The 16,887-nt window shown below is 63.2% G+C and carries 18 protein-coding genes, 1 pseudogene and 1 riboswitch; of the genes and pseudogenes, 16 read left to right on the forward strand and 3 right to left on the reverse strand.

Annotated elements, in window-relative coordinates; genetic code table 11:
- Positions 1-50 precede the first annotated feature (50 nt).
- Complete coding sequence (locus AWB82_RS17500; RefSeq protein WP_086969348.1) at positions 51-1,517, forward strand: glutamate synthase subunit beta; 1,467 nt, start codon at positions 51-53, stop codon at positions 1,515-1,517.
- Between the two features lie 117 nt (positions 1,518-1,634).
- Here the strand turns inward: AWB82_RS17500 and AWB82_RS17505 are convergent, their stop codons facing one another.
- The 3 genes and pseudogenes from AWB82_RS17505 to AWB82_RS17515 form a co-directional block, all read right to left on the reverse strand.
- Positions 1,635-1,964: an FxLYD domain-containing protein gene (locus AWB82_RS17505; RefSeq protein ID WP_086969350.1), complete on the reverse strand. Its 330-nt coding sequence runs from the start codon at positions 1,962-1,964 to the stop codon at positions 1,635-1,637.
- 90 nt (positions 1,965-2,054) lie between these two features.
- Positions 2,055-2,480, reverse strand: a pseudogene (locus AWB82_RS17510) (NADAR family protein); the annotation flags it as partial.
- 282 nt (positions 2,481-2,762) lie between these two features.
- Complete coding sequence (locus AWB82_RS17515) at positions 2,763-4,505, reverse strand: ABC transporter ATP-binding protein/permease (protein ID WP_086969354.1); 1,743 nt, start codon at positions 4,503-4,505, stop codon at positions 2,763-2,765.
- 231 nt (positions 4,506-4,736) lie between these two features.
- Positions 4,737-4,861, forward strand: a riboswitch (TPP riboswitch).
- A gap of 185 nt (positions 4,862-5,046) precedes the next feature.
- Here AWB82_RS17515 and AWB82_RS17520 point away from each other — a divergent pair.
- From AWB82_RS17520 to hisG, 15 genes are all read left to right on the forward strand, one after another.
- On the forward strand, positions 5,047-6,195 hold the full coding sequence (locus AWB82_RS17520) for an FAD-dependent oxidoreductase (protein WP_086969356.1): 1,149 nt from the start codon (positions 5,047-5,049) through the stop codon (positions 6,193-6,195).
- Between the two features lie 16 nt (positions 6,196-6,211).
- The gene (gene thiS / locus AWB82_RS17525; protein ID WP_086969358.1) at positions 6,212-6,409 is read left to right on the forward strand and encodes a sulfur carrier protein ThiS; all 198 of its coding nucleotides are present in this window, start codon (positions 6,212-6,214) and stop codon (positions 6,407-6,409) included.
- Positions 6,410-6,432: 23 nt separating this feature from the next.
- Positions 6,433-7,239, forward strand: a complete 807-nt coding sequence (locus AWB82_RS17530; protein ID WP_086969360.1) for a thiazole synthase — start codon at positions 6,433-6,435, stop codon at positions 7,237-7,239.
- Positions 7,236-8,324, forward strand: coding sequence for a thiamine phosphate synthase (thiE, locus tag AWB82_RS17535; protein ID WP_086969362.1), 1,089 nt, complete (start codon positions 7,236-7,238; stop codon positions 8,322-8,324). The genes AWB82_RS17530 and thiE overlap by 4 nt, the downstream gene beginning before the upstream one ends.
- 100 nt (positions 8,325-8,424) lie before the next feature.
- Entirely contained in the window at positions 8,425-9,240 is an 816-nt protein-coding gene (locus tag AWB82_RS17540) for an ABC transporter ATP-binding protein (protein WP_086969364.1), read from the forward strand.
- A complete protein-coding gene (mlaE, locus tag AWB82_RS17545; protein ID WP_086969366.1) occupies positions 9,237-10,004 on the forward strand; it encodes a lipid asymmetry maintenance ABC transporter permease subunit MlaE in 768 nt (255 codons plus the stop codon). The genes AWB82_RS17540 and mlaE overlap by 4 nt, the downstream gene beginning before the upstream one ends.
- Before the next feature lie 93 nt (positions 10,005-10,097).
- Complete coding sequence (gene mlaD / locus AWB82_RS17550; RefSeq protein ID WP_086969368.1) at positions 10,098-10,664, forward strand: outer membrane lipid asymmetry maintenance protein MlaD; 567 nt, start codon at positions 10,098-10,100, stop codon at positions 10,662-10,664.
- 10 nt (positions 10,665-10,674) lie between these two features.
- Positions 10,675-11,589 (forward strand): MlaA family lipoprotein, encoded by a 915-nt coding sequence (locus tag AWB82_RS17555; protein WP_086969370.1) that lies wholly within the window; start codon positions 10,675-10,677, stop codon positions 11,587-11,589.
- Between the two features lie 122 nt (positions 11,590-11,711).
- Complete coding sequence (locus tag AWB82_RS17560) at positions 11,712-12,341, forward strand: MlaC/ttg2D family ABC transporter substrate-binding protein (protein WP_086969425.1); 630 nt, start codon at positions 11,712-11,714, stop codon at positions 12,339-12,341.
- A complete protein-coding gene (locus AWB82_RS17565) occupies positions 12,338-12,625 on the forward strand; it encodes an STAS domain-containing protein (protein ID WP_086969372.1) in 288 nt (95 codons plus the stop codon). Before AWB82_RS17560 ends, AWB82_RS17565 begins: the two co-directional genes overlap by 4 nt.
- A 207-nt stretch (positions 12,626-12,832) precedes the next feature.
- Complete coding sequence (locus tag AWB82_RS17570; protein WP_086969374.1) at positions 12,833-13,759, forward strand: ABC transporter ATP-binding protein; 927 nt, start codon at positions 12,833-12,835, stop codon at positions 13,757-13,759.
- Complete coding sequence (locus AWB82_RS17575) at positions 13,756-14,511, forward strand: ABC transporter permease (protein WP_086969376.1); 756 nt, start codon at positions 13,756-13,758, stop codon at positions 14,509-14,511. The genes AWB82_RS17570 and AWB82_RS17575 overlap by 4 nt, the downstream gene beginning before the upstream one ends.
- Before the next feature lie 20 nt (positions 14,512-14,531).
- Positions 14,532-14,771 (forward strand): BolA family protein, encoded by a 240-nt coding sequence (locus tag AWB82_RS17580; RefSeq protein ID WP_086969378.1) that lies wholly within the window; start codon positions 14,532-14,534, stop codon positions 14,769-14,771.
- A gap of 149 nt (positions 14,772-14,920) precedes the next feature.
- Positions 14,921-16,192: a UDP-N-acetylglucosamine 1-carboxyvinyltransferase gene (gene murA / locus AWB82_RS17585; RefSeq protein WP_086969427.1), complete on the forward strand. Its 1,272-nt coding sequence runs from the start codon at positions 14,921-14,923 to the stop codon at positions 16,190-16,192.
- Complete coding sequence (hisG, locus tag AWB82_RS17590; protein WP_086969380.1) at positions 16,189-16,881, forward strand: ATP phosphoribosyltransferase; 693 nt, start codon at positions 16,189-16,191, stop codon at positions 16,879-16,881. Before murA ends, hisG begins: the two co-directional genes overlap by 4 nt.
- The last annotated feature ends 6 nt before the right edge of the window (positions 16,882-16,887 follow it).

A 16,887-nucleotide genomic window follows, 5' to 3' on the forward strand; every position in this document is an offset into this window, starting at 1 on the left:
CGGTGCGAGTGCATCGGAGAGCGCGATCCTCACCAAATACAGAGAAAGAAATGGGCAAGGCAACCGGTTTTCTCGAATTCGAACGCCGTCACGAGGCGTACGAAGCACCGCTGACCCGCGTCAAGCATTACAAGGAATTTGTCGCCGCGCTGACCGATGAAGACGCGAAGGTCCAGGGCGCGCGCTGCATGGACTGCGGCATTCCGTTTTGCAACAACGGCTGCCCGGTCAACAACATCATTCCGGACTTCAACGATCTCGTGTTCCAGCAGGACTGGAAGAGCGCGATCAACGTGCTGCATTCGACCAACAACTTCCCGGAATTCACGGGCCGCATCTGCCCGGCGCCGTGCGAAGCGGCGTGCACGCTCGGCATCAACGACGATCCGGTGGGCATCAAGTCGATCGAGCACGCGATCATCGACAAGGCTTTTGCCGAAGGCTGGGTCGTGCCGCAACCGCCGAAGCACAAGACGGGCAAGAAGGTCGCTGTCGTCGGTTCGGGTCCTGCGGGCCTCGCGGCCGCGCAGCAACTCGGGCGCGCGGGACATGAAGTCGTCGTGTTCGAGAAGAACGATCGCATCGGCGGTCTGCTGCGTTACGGCATCCCCGACTTCAAGCTGGAGAAGTGGCTGATCGACCGCCGCATGCGCCAGATGGAAGCGGAAGGCGTGTCGTTCCGCACGAACGTGTTTATCGGCCGCGATGCGCTGCCGGAATACATCGCGAATACGGCGAAGGAAACCATCACGCCCGACGAGCTGAAGGAACAGTTCGACGCGGTCGTGATCGCGGGCGGTTCGGAAACGCCGCGCGATCTGCCGGTGCCGGGGCGCGAGCTCGAAGGCATCTACTACGCGATGGAATTCCTGCCGCAGCAGAACAAGGTCAACGCGGGCGACAAGCTCACGGATCAACTGCTCGCGAAGGGCAAGCATGTCGTGGTGATCGGCGGCGGCGATACGGGTTCCGATTGCGTGGGCACGTCGAATCGGCATGGCGCGAAGGGCGTGGCGCAGTTCGAACTGCTCGCGCAACCGCCCGAAGAGGAGAACAAGCCGCTCGTGTGGCCGTACTGGCCGATCAAGCTGCGCACGTCGTCGTCGCACGAGGAAGGCTGCGATCGCGACTGGTCGGTCGCGACCAAGCGCTTCGAAGGCAAGAACGGCAAGGTCGAGAAGCTGATCGCGGTGCGCGTCGAGTGGAAGGGCGGCAAGATGCAGGAAGTGCCGAACTCGGAGTTCGAGCTGAAGGCGGATCTCGTGCTGCTCGCGATGGGGTTCACGCAGCCGGTATCGCCGGTGCTGGACGCGTTCGGCGTCGAGAAGGATGCGCGCGGCAATGTGCGGGCCGCGACCGAAGGCGACAAGGCGTATTACACGTCGGTGGACAAGGTGTTCACGGCGGGCGACATGCGGCGCGGTCAGTCGCTGGTCGTTTGGGCGATTCGTGAAGGGCGTCAGTGCGCGCGGTCGGTGGACGCGTATCTGATGGGTTCGAGCGAGTTGCCGCGGTAATTGCTTTCGGTTTGGCTAAACGGAAAGGTCACGCGTTTGCGTGACCTTTTTTTGCTTCTGGGCGGCGCGCATTCGATGACGGATTTTCTTTGTGAGCGCCCGATGGATACTCGCCGATTAGTGCGCGAGTACTCTACTCAAATCGGCGTGGTCATAGGGCTTCTTCGCAATTGCCTTGAACTTCCATATGCCGTTAGGTTCCAGATTAAGACCAGTGTCCACGGCATTTCCAACGAGCGCGTTTTGGTCATCGTAAAGATTGAACGTAACAGAGACGGTGTCGAGCCGCTCGTTTGTCGTGTTGGTTGCCGTTCCGACGATGTAATTGGTATCGGGCGTTGGCCCAGTGATAGTTTTTAGATTGCTGACCTGAACAGCCTGATTTTGCTGCGCCAGTGCGGCAGTGGAAAGGACCATGCAGGCAATCAGAGTGCATATCGATTTCATATAAATTCTCCATTGGTACGGCCAGAATTGTTTTCCCCGAAACTGCGGGTTGGCGAGAAAGGCCGCCAAAGCGGCGTATATACGGTTGCGTCAGTGATTCTCGTTTGTCTCAGCAAGCCGGCACCGTACCGCCATCAAGGCGAAACCTCGCAGGTTCGAGCCTTCCCACTGTTCCGGATTTCCTGCGCGTGGATCGTCGGCCGCCAGGCCTATTCCCCATACACTATCAACGGGGCTTGCCTCAACCAGAACGCGATCTCCAGTGCTTAAAAGAAAATCACGCAACGGCGGATTTTGCTCGAATTTTTTCACGTTCCCTTCTACGACGAATTCGAAGCTAGTCGCTTGCCAGCGCTGATTATCGAAGCCACGTATTCCACGACCCATGCGTTTCGCGTCTTGCGGTGTGGCGGCTTTAAATACGGCCTCATATGCCTCGGAGTCTCCGAACAGAGCCGCCTTGCTAGCCATCATGAAGTGTTCGGCCGTTGGATACATATGACCGTCAATTTTAAGGCTCGCGGGATATAGCGGTTATTCTCATTGACCATATCTCTAAGTGGTTGCATCGACTCAGGATCGGCGCGCAGCTTGTCCGCGCATCGCCCGCACGAGCGATGCTCTCGCGCCAAGGTCGCAGGCCGATATGGGATTGGTCCGAAAAGTAGATGTTGATGCTTGTTGAGTCGCATTAAATGTGGTTGACATTCAGCAATCTCCGCCGGCTGTGCAAAAAAAACCGCACCGGCGATTGCTCGCGGTGCGGTTTTTTGAAACGAACGCGAAGAGAAAAAGACCTCAAGCCTCCGCCATCGCTCTCTCGATCTCGATCTTGTAATCATGGAACATCGCGACCGACTCGCGATGCGCCACACTGAGAATCGCCGCCTTCGGCAGCCGCTCGACCAGCGTGTTGTAGATATGCAGCTCGTTCTCCGCATCGAGCGCGCTGGTGGCTTCGTCGAGGAACACGAAGTCCGGCTTATGCAGCAGCACGCGCGCCGCGGCGAGCCGCTGTTGCTCGCCCGGCGACAGACTCCGCGCCCAATGCGCGCTTTCCTCCAGCCGATCCGCATAAGCTTCGAGATTGCACTGACGCAGCACTTCGCGCGACTCTTCGTCGCTGAACGTGCCGCCGGCCGACGGATACGAAAGCGCGGCGCGCAACGTCCCGATCGGCAGGTAGCTCATCTGCGGGATAAACATCATCTTTGCGTCGACGGGCGCGTCGATGGTGCCGTCGCCGAACGGCCACAGACCCGCGAGCGCGCGCATCAGCGTGCTCTTGCCCGATCCCGAAGGACCTACGACCAGCCAGCGCGACCCCGGCTCGATCGACACGTTCGCCACACGCGAAAGCGGCGTGCCGTTGGGCAGCGCGAGCATAAGTTCGTTCGTCGTGAGCGACGGCGTGCTCGTGTAATGCAGGTTGATGCCGCCGTGCTCCGTCGCCGGCGACGTTTCCTCGCGGATATGCGTCGAGCGCATCACGCGCTTGAATTCGCGCAGACGATTGACGGTGGCGCGCCATTCGACCAGCGTCGAATAACTGTTGATGAACCAGGAAAACGAATCGCTGACCGTGCCGAACGCCGATGAAATCTGCATCAGCACGCCGAACGAAAACGCGCCCGCGAAGTAGCGCGGCGCGGCGACCATGATCGGGAAAATGATCGCGATCTGTCCGTAGAAGGAGAGCACGAAGGTCATGCGCTTCGTGTACTTCATGATCAGCCACCAGTTGTCGCGAATGCGCTGGAAGATGGTCTTCGCGTTCGCCGTTTCGGTGGAGATGCCGTCGTAGAACGCGATTTGCTCGGCGTTCTCGCGCACGCGGATCAGGCCGAAACGGAAATCCGCCTCGACCTTCTGCTGCTGATAGTTGATCGACACGAGCGGATGCCCGACCTTCTGGATGATCAGCGAGCCGAGGATCGCGTAGAGCGCGGCGGCCCACACCATGTAGCCCGGAATCGTGATCGGCGTGCCGCCGAGCGAGAAGGTCAGCGCGCCCGCGATGGTCCAGAGAATCGTGATGAAGGTGACGAGCGTGACGAGCGTCGAAAGCAGGTCGAGGGACAGCGAAAGCGTGGTGGTGGCGAAGGACTGGAGGTCGTCGGAAATACGCTGGTCGGGGTTGTCGGCGAGGCGGTCGCGCTCGATCCGGTAGAACGCCTTGTCGCCGAGCCATTGCTCCAGAAACCGGTTGGTGAGCCATTGCCGCCAGCGAAACGAGAGCATTTGCCGCAGATACCGCCCGTACACCGCGAGCAGGATGTACGCGAACGCGAGGCCCGTGAAGATCAGCAACAGGTGCGGAAAGTCTTTGACGTTCTTGTTTTGCAGCGCGTTGTAGAAGTCGGCGTTCCAGCTATTGAGCCGCACGTTGATCCACACGACCGTCATGTTGATGGCGATGATCGCGACGAGCAGGCCCCACGCGATGCCGCGCTCCTCCGAGACCCAGAACGGCTTGATGAGGCTCCACGCCGAGACTTCGTCGGCCTTTTGCTGTGTGCTTTCGGTACGAGTGTTGGTCATGAGGTTCCTGCTGATGCGCCTCGTGGCGCCCGATTATTACGTTCGCGGCCGGGCCGGGCGCGGCGGTTTCCGGCTCCGCAAATTGTTCCGGGGTTCGCTTAACGCCCGCTTAATTTCGCGCGGTCGTGCGGCGAACCATGTTCGCGGCATTGTGCCAGAGTGCCGCCGCGCACGATAAAAGGCGGGCAATCCCGGTTTGCAGCGGCTTCGCCTTTCATGTTTTAATGATCCTCGACGAAACAGGGGTGCTTCGCGTGCATCGGCGGCCGGAACGGTCGGCAGCGCGGCGAGGCTGAGAGAGACCCTTTGCACCCGATCCGGGTAATACCGGCGAGGGAAGTTTCCGGAGCACGCGCGAGCCTCGCGCCATCCTCCAGTCTCTTCCAGTCCTTTCTTTCCGCCCGGCGCGCGTCATTGCCTGCCGAGCCGGTCTCTCCGCTGATTTCGTCCTCGTGATGTGGCGCCGCGCCAGCACGATCGAGATCGCGTATTTCGTCTCCTTCGTGCAGCGCAGCGTCACGCGTTTGGAGATTTCGAATTGATGAACAGAATCGATCAGGGCGCCGTGCGCGGGCCGGATTTCGCTGTCGTCGGCGGCGGGCTCGTCGGACGGCTCGTTGCATGGCAGCTTGCGGGCGCGAGGCATGATGTCGCGCTTTACGAACGCGGCGACGCCGCGGGCACGCAGTCGGCCGCGTGGGTCGCCGCCGCCATGCTCGCGCCGCTCGCGGAGGCGGCGAGCGCCGAGCCGCTCGTCGTCGGGCTCGGAGCGGCTTCGCTCGAACGCTGGCCGAGCCTCATCGCGCAATTGCCCGAGCCGGTCTTCTTTCAGCGCAACGGCACGCTCGTCGTCTGGCACGGCGCGGATCGCGCCGAAGCGCCGCTCTTCGAGCGACGTCTGAAGGCCAATTCACCCGCCGATCTGCTCGATGGCGGCTTCGTCAAGCTCGCGGGCGCGCAGGTCGCGCAAGTGGAGCCCGCGCTCGGGACACGCTTCGCGCAGGGCTGGCTGCTGCCGAACGAAGGTCAACTGGATAACCGTCAGGCGCTTTGCGCGCTCGCCGCCGGACTCGCCGCGCGCGGCGTGCGCACGCACTGGAACACCGCCGTCGACGCAATGCCCGAGGCGCGCTGGATCATCGATTGCCGCGGCTTGGGCGGCAAGCCCGCGTGGCCCGCGCTGCGCGGTATTCGCGGCGAGGTCGCGCGCGTGCATGCGCCGGGCATCGGGCTCACGCGGCCCGTGCGGCTTTTGCATCCGCGTTATCCGCTCTACATCGCGCCGAAGGAGAACGATGTGTACGTGATCGGCGCGACGGAAGTGGAGGGCGAGGACATGTCGCCGGTGAGCGTGCGCTCGGCGCTCGAACTGCTGAGCGCCGCGTTCGCCGTGCATCCGGGCTTCGGCGAGGCGCGCATCCTCGAACTGAACGCGCATTGCCGGCCGACCTTGCCGGATCATCGGCCGGCAATCGTCTGGGACGGGGCGCGGACCTTGCGCGTGAACGGCCTATACCGGCACGGCTTCATGATCGCGCCGGAAGTCGCGGACGCCGCATGCCGTCTGGCCGGCGCGCTCGCTTCCGGCGACATCGCCGATGCCGGCGCGTTCTCCGATTTTCGCGGCGCCGCGCGCTGGCCCGAACTACTGCACGGCGAGTTCTCGGCCGCGCCCGCGCTATCGCATTGAGCAAGAGACTAAAGCCATGAACGTCCACATCAATCAACGCGTCTTCGATTTTCCCGACGCCACCACCGTCACCGACGCGCTCGCCGCGTTCGGCGCAAAGCCGCCGTTCGCGGTCGCGCTGAACGGCCAGTTCGTCGCGCGCGGCGAGCACGCCACGAAAACGCTCGCCGCCGGCGACAGGCTCGACGTCGTGTCGCCCGTCGCGGGCGGCTGAACTACGAACCGAAGGATCGAACCATGACCATTTCCACCGCCGACGTCCTCACGCTCTACGGCGAGACGTTTCCGAGCCGCGTGCTGCTCGGCACGTCGCGCTATCCGTCGCTGCAATCGCTTTCCGACTCCATCGACGCCGCACGGCCGGGCATGGTCACTGTCGCGCTGCGCCGCCAGTCGGAGACCGGCGAGGCCGGTTTCTTCGATGTATTGAAGCGCCACGGCGTCGCGCTCTTGCCGAACACGGCGGGCTGCCAGAGCGTCGATGAAGTGCTGACGACCGCGCACATGGCGCGCGAAGTGTTCGAGACGCCGTGGATCAAGCTCGAACTGATCGGCGACGACTACACGCTGCAGCCCGACCCGATCGGCCTCGTCGAAGCCGCGTCGAAGCTGATTCGCGAAGGCTTCAAAGTGCTGCCGTACTGCACGGAGGATCTGGTCATCGGCCGGCGTCTGCTTGATGTCGGCTGCGAGGCGCTGATGCCGTGGGGCGCGCCGATCGGCACCGGTAAGGGCGTGACCAATCCGTATGGGCTGCGTACTTTGCGCGAGCGTCTGCCGGACGTCCCGCTGATCGTCGATGCCGGTCTCGGCGTGCCGTCGCATGCGTGTCAGGTGATGGAATGGGGCTTCGACGGCGTGCTGCTCAACACGGCCGTGTCGCAGGCGACGTTCCCGCCGCAAATGGCGCGCGCGTTCGCGCTCGGCGTCGAAGCGGGGCGCACCGCGTTTCTCGCTGGCCCGATGGCTGAGCGCGACAGCGCGCAAGCGAGCACGCCGGTCGTCGGCATGCCGTTCTGGCATCAGGACGGAGGCGCGGCATGAGCTTGCTGAATCGCGAAGTGTTCTGGCCGCCGGCCGACGAGTTGACCGAAGTCGCCGAGAGGATTCGCGCGCGCCTCGGCGAATGGCCGGCGGCGGAATCGCGCTGGCGCATCTGCCTGACCGCGCCGGAATTGCCGCAAGCGGACGATCTGATCGTCTTCACCGAGCACGAGCAGCACGACGCGGACATCGAGCGGCTCGCAAAGAGCGGTGCGGCCGTGCTCGAAGCACGCGACGGCCGCGTCACACTGCGTCGCGGCGACGCGCGGTTCGCGCTGGAAGGCGAATGGTCGGACGATTGGCTGTCCGCGCTCGCCGCCTTTCTCGACTGCAACTTCGAGCCGCACGACGCGCTCACGCTCGCGCTCGCGTGGCGCGCGGGCGATGAGAACAAGGACGACGCGTGGCCCGCCGATTTCGCGAACTTCCCGCGCGTCGCCGATCTGCCCGCGGCGCCCGACGGCGGCTTCCCGGCGTGCCCGGATCGACTCGGCCTGTATCCGGTGCTGCCGAGTGCCGACTGGGTCGAACGCGTTCTGGATCTGGGCGTGAGCACCACGCAACTGCGTCGCAAAACAACCGAAAACGCCGACTTGCAGCGCGAAATCGCACGCTCGGTCGAAGCGGGGCGCCGGCGCGACGCGCAGGTTTTCATCAACGATCACTGGCGCGAGGCGGTCGCGGCGGGTGCGTACGGCGTGCACCTGGGACAGGAAGATGTGCAGACGGCCGACCTGAATGCGATCGCCAAGGCCGGCGTTCGACTCGGTCTATCGACGCACGGCTACTACGAGATGTTGCGCGCGCTGCATTTCAGGCCGAGCTACCTTGCGCTGGGCGCCGTTTTCCCGACCACGACGAAGGTCATGCCGACGAAGCCGCAAGGCCTGGCGCGCCTGTCGCGCTACGTGCAACTGCTGTCCGGCCGCGTGCCGCTTGTCGCGATCGGCGGAATCGACGCGAAGGTGATGCCCGACGTGCTCGCCACGGGCGTGCGCAGTGCGGCGGTCGTGCGCGCAGTCACCGAAGCGCCGGACACGGCTGCTGCGGTTTCGTCACTGCAAAAAATGTTCGCAAAGTCATGACGAAAATTCCGAAAAGTAAGGGGGCGCACACCTAGGCAAAGCACCGATTGCACGCAGGCCCTATAATTCGGCCTCCTGCGTCAACGGATTTTTTTACCCAGTGCTTGCCTCCTCCGAGACTCTACTAGAGCTAAGCGACGTCGATTTTGGCTATGGCGACCGGCTCGTTCTGTCGAACCTGCACATGCGTTTCACGCGTGGGCAGGTGGTCGCGATCATGGGCGGTTCGGGCTGCGGAAAAACCACGACCTTGCGTCTGATCGGCGGCCTCGTGAAGGCGAGTCGCGGCACGATCATGTTCAACGGACAGGACATCTGCGCGCAGACCCGCGACGGCCTGTACGCGCTGCGTCGCAAGATGGGCATGCTGTTCCAGTTCGGCGCGCTGTTCACGGACCAGACCGTGTTCGACAACGTGGCGTTCCTGCTGCGCGAGCACACGGATCTTCCGGAAGCGCTCATCCGCGATCTCGTGCTCATGAAGCTGAACGCGGTCGGCCTGCGCGGGGCGCGCGATCTCGCGCCATCGGAAATTTCCGGCGGCATGGCGCGGCGCGTGGCGCTCGCCCGCGCAATCGCGCTCGATCCCCAACTGATGCTGTACGACGAGCCCTTCGCTGGCCTCGATCCCATCTCGCTCGGTATCACGGCGAAACTCATCCGCACGATCAACGACGCGCTCGGCGCAACCTCCATTCTCGTCTCGCACGACGTGCCGGAATCTTTCGCGATCGCGGACTACGTGTATTTCATCGCGAACGGCGGCATTCACGCCGAGGGCACGCCGGCGGAACTGCGCGCATCGGAGGATGCGACCGTGCGCCAGTTCATCAACGGCTTGCCCGACGGCCCCTTCAAGTTCCAATACGCGAGCACGCCGCTCGCTGCGGATTTCGGTATCGGAGGGCAGACATGATCAGCGCGCTCGGACGCTGGGTGCTCGACGGTATCGGCACAGCAGGCTACGCGACGCGCATGTTCCTGCGCCTCGTAGCCGAATTTCTCCCGCTGCTGCGCCGCCCGCGCCTCGTTACGAAGCAGATTTACTTCGTCGGCAATTATTCGCTCGTCATCATCACGGTGTCGGGCTTGTTCGTCGGTTTCGTGCTCGGCTTGCAGGGCTATTACACGCTGAGCCGCTATGGTTCGGAACAGGCGCTCGGGCTTTTGGTGGCGCTGTCGCTCGTGCGCGAGCTCGGGCCGGTCGTCACGGCGCTGCTGTTCGCGGGGCGCGCGGGCACGTCGCTCACGGCTGAAATCGGCTTGATGAAAGCGGGCGAGCAACTCGCGGCACTGGAAATGATGGCGGTCGACCCGCTCAAGATGGTCATCGCGCCGCGCATGTGGGCGGGCATCATCGCCATGCCGGTGCTGGCGGCCATTTTCAGCGCGGTCGGCATCTTCGGCGGCTATGTCGTCGGCGTGATGATGATCGGCGTCGATCCAGGCGCGTTCTGGTCGCAGATGCAGGGCGGAGTGGATGTGTGGCGCGATGTCGGCAACGGCGTCATCAAGAGCGTCGTGTTCGGCTTCGCGGTGACGTTCATCGCGTTGTTCCAGGGCTACGAGGCGCGGCCCACGCCCGAAGGCGTGGCGCGCGCGACGACGAAAACCGTCGTGTACGCGTCGCTCGCCGTGCTCGGGCTCGATTTCCTGCTCACCGCACTGATGTTCAGCTAATGAACCAAGCGCAGGCGCCGGGCAAGGCGCGGGCGTTGTGAAGGGCACAGACCCTCACGCGCCATCTGCGAAAAGATTCTCTTTGGGAAGACGATGAAAAAGACTGCTCTCGACTTTTGGGTCGGCCTCTTCGTGGTGCTCGGTTTCGTGGCGCTGCTCTTTCTCGCGCTGAAGGCGGGCAACATGAGCACCCTGTCGTTCCAGCAAACCTACGCGGTGAAACTCAAGTTCGACAACATCGGCGGGCTGAAGGCGCGCGCGCCCGTGAAGAGCGCGGGCGTGACGGTCGGGCGCGTCGGTAACATCGGCTTCGACTCGAATACGTACCAAGCCGTCGTCACGATCGATATCGACAAGCAGTACCAGTTTCCGAAGGATTCATCCGCGAAGATCCTGACGTCGGGCTTGCTCGGCGAACAGTACATCGGCCTGGAGCCGGGCGGCGACGATCAGATGCTCAAGAACGGCGACACCATCACGATGACGCAATCGGCCGTGGTGCTGGAAAACCTGATCGGCCAGTTCCTCTACAACAAGGCGGCGGATTCCGGCGCCTCGAAATCATCGGCGGCGCCGGCAGTGCCCGCGCCAGCCGTTCCGGGCGCTGCGAGCGCGATGGGCGCGTCGGCTACGGTCGGCGCCTCCGGCTCGGCCCACTAAGGAGAAGAAGATGCAGTTGATGGGGATTCGGCGCGCAATCGTCGTGGCGGGAGTTGTTGCGCTCACCGGTTGCGCCACGGTGACGACGCCGACTAAAGGGGACCCGCTCGAGAGTTTCAACCGGACCATGTTCACGATCAACGATACCGTCGATCAGTACGCATTTAAGCCGGTGGCGAAGGGTTACGTGTGGGCCGTGCCGGAGCCGGTGCGCAACAGCGTGACCAACTTCTTCTCGAATATCGGCGACGTGTACATCGCCGCGAACAATCTGCTGCAATTGAAGATTGCGGACGGCGTGTCGGACATCATGCGCGTCGCGATCAACACGGTGTTCGGCGTCGGCGGCCTGTTCGACGTCGCGACCATTGCGAAGTTGCCGAAACACGCTGGCGATTTCGGTCTGACGCTCGGCCACTATGGCGTGCCGTCCGGCCCGTATGTCGTGCTGCCGCTGCTCGGGCCGAGCACGGTGCGGGATTCGGCGGGCCTCGTCGCCGACTATTTCGGCAATCCGCTCACCTATGTGAGCCCGGATTCCGCGAGCTGGGCGCTCTATGGCGTGAACCTCGTCAATATGCGCGCCAATCTGCTGGGCGCGACCGATGTGCTCGCCGACGCCGCACTCGACAAGTACTCGTTCGTCCGCAACGCATATTTGCAACGTCGTCAGTACCTGATCTCAGGCGGCGACGGCAACATGCCGAATTACGGCGAAGCGCCGCTGCCGAACTACGGCGACGAGGGCGTGGAAGGCGCGTCGGCAACGCCTGCCGTGCCGGCATCCACGGCAGAAGGCGCGGCGGCGGCATCAGGCACGGCGGCTGCGCCCGCTCCAGCCAGCGGCGCCCACAAGACAGTGCCGGGCAATCAGTATGTTCCGCCACGCGCGCCGCCTGGTTTCCCTTCATTCCGCTTGCATTGAGCGCGCTCTCACCAACGCGCGGTAACATATCTGACGACATTTCTTACGCTTTGGACGCGGCGCCGCCTGAACTCGATTCGAGCGGCGCGCTCAAACCGAAGTCTTCTTTTGCAGGGTCCGTGATGAAAAAACTTTTGCTTCTTCCCATCTTTGCGATGTTCATGGCGTTTTGTGGCGCGGCGTCGGCGCAGGCCGTGGATACGAGCGCGCCTGACGTGATGATCAAGACGATCACGCAACAGGTTCTCGACGAAATCAAGTCGGACCCGAAGATTCAATCGGGCGACATCAACAAAATTACCGAACTCGTCAACCAGAAGATCCTGCCGTACACGGATTTCACACGCACGACGCGCCTCGTGATGGGCCGCAACTGGAGTTCGGCGACGCCCGAGCAGCAGAAGCAGATCGTCGAGCAGTTCAAGATACTCCTGATCCGCACGTACTCCGGCGCGCTCGCGCAGGTGCGTAATCAGACGATCCAGTACAAGCCGTTTCGCGCGAATCCGGACGACACCGACGTCGTGGTCCGTTCCGTCGTGATGAACAACGGCTCGCCGGTCGAGCTCGACTATCGCCTGTACAAGACGGCGCAAGGCTGGCGCGTGTACGACATCAACGTGCTCGGCGCATGGCTGATCCAGGCGTATCAGCAGCAGTTCAGCGAGCAGATCTCGCAGAACGGCGTGGGCGGCCTGCTGCAATTCCTGACCCAGCGTAACCAGCAACTCGCGAGCGGCAAGGCATCGTGAGCACGCCAGCCACGGGCGGCCGTTTCCAGACCGCCGCGACGCTGACCCACGAGAGCGCGAAGGCCGCGCTCGACGCGGGTCTGTCGCGCATCGCAGCCGGTGCGACCGAAGTCGATTGCGCGCCGCTCACGCAGTTCGATTCATCCGCGCTCGCCGTGCTGCTCGCATGGCAGCGCGCCGCTGCCGCGCGCGGCGCCGCGCTGGGCGTCGTCAATCTTCCTTCCGGGCTCCTCAGTCTCGCGCGAGCCTACGGCGTCGATACGCTCCTCTCGTTCCGACATTGATCCTGTTCTGACTCCGCGCAGAAGGCGGCGGCACGCTACGCTGTGCTGCCGTAATCAGGATCGCTCTGAAGTCGGCTCCTCCCGCTTTGCCCTATAATCAAACGTTTTTTTCGGGCCTGCACCCGGCCCTTTTTTGTCCGGGTCCGGGTCCGTCGAGCCAAAATCCGCACAATCGAGGCGCGGCCGCACGAGGCACGCGCACTGTCCATGTCAGCCATAGAAATCCGAAACGTCAGGAAGCGCTACAAGGATCTCCAGGCGCTCAAAGGCGTGAGCCTCACGGTGGAAGAGGGCGAGTTCTTCGGCTTGCTCGGCCCCAACGGCGCGGGCAAAACCACGTTGATCAGCATTCTCGCCGGCCTGGCGCGCGCCGATAGCGGCACGATTTCCGTGCGCGGCCACGATGTCGTCAGCGACTTCCGGGCCGCGCGGCGTGCGCTCGGCGTCGTGCCGCAGGAATTGGTGTTCGATCCGTTCTTCACCGTGCGCGAGTCGTTGCGAATCCAGTCGGGCTATTTCGGCTTGCGCAACAACGACGACTGGATCGACGAGATCATGGCCAATCTCGATCTCACCGAGAAAGCCGACGTCAACACGCGCGCGCTGTCCGGCGGGATGAAGCGCCGCGTGCTCGTTGCGCAGGCGCTCGTACACCGGCCGCCCGTGATCGTGCTGGATGAGCCCACCGCCGGCGTCGATGTCGAATTGCGTCAGACGCTCTGGAAGTTCATCTCGCGCCTGAATCGCGAAGGCCACACGATCGTGCTGACGACGCACTATCTCGAAGAAGCCGAATCGCTGTGCGACCGGCTCGCGATGCTTCGTCGCGGCGAAGTCGTCGCGCTCGAACGCACGAGCGCGCTGCTGCAGCGCTTCTCGGGCATGCAGCTGTTTCTGCGCCTGTCGAACGGCCCGCTGCCGGCGGACTTGCGCGCGCTCGAAGTCGATCCGCACGCGGTGTCGGGCGCGCAGCATCTGCTGCGCCTCGCGAGCTACGACGAGATCGAGCCGATTCTCGCGAAATGCCGCGCGGCCGGCTGCACGTTCGACGAAATCGAAGTGCGCAAGGCCGATCTGGAAGACGTGTTCCTGCAGGTGATGCACGAGCCGGAAGTGGTCGAGGGACTTTCATGAGCGGTTTCCAGACGTTGTTCTACAAGGAGCTGCTGCGCTTCTGGAAGGTTTCGTTTCAGACCGTGCTCGCGCCGGTCGTGACGGCGCTTCTGTATCTGACCATCTTCGGCCATGCGCTGTCGGGGCACGTGCAGGTGTATCCGGGCGTCGGCTATACGAGCTTCCTCGTGCCCGGCCTCGTGATGATGAGCGTGCTGCAGAACGCGTTCGCGAACAGTTCGTCGTCGCTGATCCAGTCGAAGATCACCGGCAATCTCGTGTTCGTGCTGCTGCCGCCGATAGCGCATTGGGAAATGTTCTTCGCATACGTGCTGGCATCCGTCGTGCGCGGTTTGTGCGTCGGCTTCGGCGTGTTCATCGTGACGATATGGTTCATCCCGATGTCTTTCGCCGCGCCGTTCTACATCATTGCGTTCGCGATCCTCGGTTCGGGCATTCTCGGCACGCTGGGTCTGATCGCGGGCATCTGGGCCGACAAGTTCGATCAACTCGCCGCGTTTCAGAACTTCCTGATCATGCCGCTCACGTTTCTTTCAGGCGTGTTCTACTCGACACATACGCTGCCGCCCGTGTGGCGCGCGGTGTCGCATCTGAACCCGTTCTTCTACATGATCGACGGCTTTCGCTACGGCTTCTTCGGCTTGTCCGACGTCAACCCGCTGATGAGTCTTTGCATCGTCGGCGGATTCCTGGCGGTGCTGGCGTCGATCGCCGCGCGACTGCTCGCGAGCGGCTACAAGCTGCGTCACTAATTCTCAAGGAGACTTCCACCATGTTGCCGACTCCGGAGCAGGTGAAGGATTACATCGCCAAAGGCCTTGCTTGCCAGCATCTGGAAGTGGAAGGCGACGGCCAGCATTTTTTCGCGACCATCGTGAGCGACGCGTTCGTCGGCAAGCGGTTGATCGCGCGTCATCAACTGGTTTATGCGGCGCTCGGCGAGCGCATGCGCGAGGAGATTCATGCGCTCAGCATGAAAACCCTCACCCCCGACGAGTGGAAATCGGCCTGAGTCCACCCGGCGAAGCCAATCAGGTCAAACGACTCAATCCAAGCAACACCGGCATCACCGGCAGATAAAGGCAGTACATAGTGCGATTCATTCAAGATAACCGCGGCGCCGAAAACGGCATCGCAGGCAGCTCGGTCGAAGGACAAGCAATGGATAAACTGGTCATCACGGGGGGCGCGAAGCTCTCTGGCGAAATCACCGTTTCGGGTGCAAAGAACGCGGCTCTGCCCATTCTTTGCGCAAGTCTTCTCACCGCCGACGACGTCCATCTGTCGAACGTGCCGAATCTTCAGGACGTGCGCACGATGGTCAAGCTGCTGCGCCAGATGGGCGTGCAGTCCGAAGTGTCTGGCGACGGGCGCGTGAGCCTCAACGCATCGAAGGTCGACAACCTGATCGCGCCGTACGAAATGGTCAAGACGATGCGCGCGTCGATTCTCGTGCTCGGGCCGCTCGTCGCGCGTTTCGGCGAGGCGAAGGTGTCGCTGCCCGGCGGCTGCGCGATCGGCGCGCGTCCGGTCGATCAGCACATCAAGGGCCTGCAGGCGATGGGCGCCGAGATCAACATCGAGCACGGCTTCATCGAGGCGCGAGCGAAGCGTCTGAAGGGCGCGCGCATCATCACGGACATGGTCACTGTCACGGGCACCGAAAATCTGCTGATGGCGGCGGTGCTGGCCGAAGGCGAGACGGTCATCGAGAATGCGGCGCGCGAGCCGGAAGTCTCCGATCTCGCGCATCTGCTCGTGAAGATGGGCGCGAAGATCGAGGGCATCGGCACGGATCGGCTCGTGATTCAGGGCGTCGACAAACTGCACGGCGCAAAGCATGACGTCGTGCCGGATCGCATCGAAGCGGGCACGTTCCTGTGCGCGGTCGCGGCCGCGGGTGGCGATGTCACGCTGCGTCGCGTGAGCTCGCATCTGCTGGACGCCGTGACGGCGAAGCTGCGCGAAGCGGGCGTGACGATCGAGGAAGGCGACGACTGGATGCGCGTGCGCATGGACAAGCGCGCCGAAGCGGTGAACATCCGCACGTCGGAATATCCCGCGTTCCCGACCGACATGCAGGCGCAGTTCATGGCGCTCAACACGATCGCGAAGGGCACCTCGCAAGTCGTCGAGACGATCTTCGAGAACCGCTTCATGCACGTGCAGGAACTGAATCGTCTCGGCGCGAGCATCACCATCGACGGCAAGACAGCGCTCGTCGCGGGCGTCGAGAAACTCTCCGGCGCGAAGGTCATGGCGACCGATCTGCGCGCGTCGGCGAGCCTCGTGATCGCGGCGATGTGTGCCGACGGCGAAACGCTGATCGACCGCATCTACCATCTGGATCGCGGCTACGACCGCATGGAAGCGAAGCTGACGGCGGTCGGCGCGAACGTGCGCCGTATCAAGGGCAGCGGGGTCGAGCAATGAGTTCGCTGCCGCAGACGTCGTCGTCGGTGGGGCCTGGCGCGCCCCTCACGCTCGCGCTGTCGAAAGGGCGTATCTTCGAAGAGACGCTGCCGTTGCTCGCCGCCGCCGGCGTGCAGGTGGCCGAAGACCCTGAGAGCTCGCGCAAGCTGATCCTCCCGACCACGAACCCGAACCTGCGCGTGATCATCGTGCGCGCGACCGACGTGCCGACCTACGTCGAGTACGGCGCGGCCGATTTCGGCGTCGCGGGCAAGGACGTGCTGATCGAGCACGGCGGTGGCGGTTTGTATCAGCCGATCGACCTGGACATAGCGTGTTGCCGGATGTCGGTGGCGGTGAAGAACGGTTTCGATTATGCGAACGCGGTGCGCCAGGGCGCGCGCCTGAAGGTCGCGACCAAGTACACGGAAACCGCGCGTCAGCATTTCGCGGCGAAGGGCGTACACGTCGATCTGATCAAGCTGTACGGTTCGATGGAGCTTGCGCCGCTCGTCGGCCTCGCGGATGCGATCGTCGATCTGGTCAGCTCGGGCGGCACGTTGCGGGCGAACGATCTCGTCGAGGTCGAAGAGATCATGCAGATTTCATCGCGCCTCGTCGTGAATCAGGCTGCGCTCAAGTTGAAGCGCGCCGCGCTCAAGCCGTTCCTCGACGCCTTCGAGCGCGCCACGGCCGCAACAGGAAAATAGGCGGGC

The organism is Caballeronia glebae (genome assembly GCF_001545035.1).
GTDB classification, from domain to species: Bacteria; Pseudomonadota; Gammaproteobacteria; order Burkholderiales; family Burkholderiaceae; genus Caballeronia; species Caballeronia glebae.

Coding starts and splice junctions, on each gene's coding strand:
- AWB82_RS17500 (WP_086969348.1), top strand. CDS start 51: ATGGGCAAGGCAACCGGTTTTCTCGAATTCGAACGCCGTCACGAGGCG.
- AWB82_RS17505 (WP_086969350.1), bottom strand. CDS start 1,964: ATGAAATCGATATGCACTCTGATTGCCTGCATGGTCCTTTCCACTGCC.
- AWB82_RS17515 (WP_086969354.1), bottom strand. CDS start 4,505: ATGACCAACACTCGTACCGAAAGCACACAGCAAAAGGCCGACGAAGTC.
- AWB82_RS17520 (WP_086969356.1), top strand. CDS start 5,047: ATGAACAGAATCGATCAGGGCGCCGTGCGCGGGCCGGATTTCGCTGTC.
- thiS (WP_086969358.1), top strand. CDS start 6,212: ATGAACGTCCACATCAATCAACGCGTCTTCGATTTTCCCGACGCCACC.
- AWB82_RS17530 (WP_086969360.1), top strand. CDS start 6,433: ATGACCATTTCCACCGCCGACGTCCTCACGCTCTACGGCGAGACGTTT.
- thiE (WP_086969362.1), top strand. CDS start 7,236: ATGAGCTTGCTGAATCGCGAAGTGTTCTGGCCGCCGGCCGACGAGTTG.
- mlaE (WP_086969366.1), top strand. CDS start 9,237: ATGATCAGCGCGCTCGGACGCTGGGTGCTCGACGGTATCGGCACAGCA.
- mlaD (WP_086969368.1), top strand. CDS start 10,098: ATGAAAAAGACTGCTCTCGACTTTTGGGTCGGCCTCTTCGTGGTGCTC.
- AWB82_RS17555 (WP_086969370.1), top strand. CDS start 10,675: ATGCAGTTGATGGGGATTCGGCGCGCAATCGTCGTGGCGGGAGTTGTT.
- AWB82_RS17560 (WP_086969425.1), top strand. CDS start 11,712: ATGAAAAAACTTTTGCTTCTTCCCATCTTTGCGATGTTCATGGCGTTT.
- AWB82_RS17570 (WP_086969374.1), top strand. CDS start 12,833: ATGTCAGCCATAGAAATCCGAAACGTCAGGAAGCGCTACAAGGATCTC.
- AWB82_RS17575 (WP_086969376.1), top strand. CDS start 13,756: ATGAGCGGTTTCCAGACGTTGTTCTACAAGGAGCTGCTGCGCTTCTGG.
- AWB82_RS17580 (WP_086969378.1), top strand. CDS start 14,532: ATGTTGCCGACTCCGGAGCAGGTGAAGGATTACATCGCCAAAGGCCTT.
- murA (WP_086969427.1), top strand. CDS start 14,921: ATGGATAAACTGGTCATCACGGGGGGCGCGAAGCTCTCTGGCGAAATC.
- hisG (WP_086969380.1), top strand. CDS start 16,189: ATGAGTTCGCTGCCGCAGACGTCGTCGTCGGTGGGGCCTGGCGCGCCC.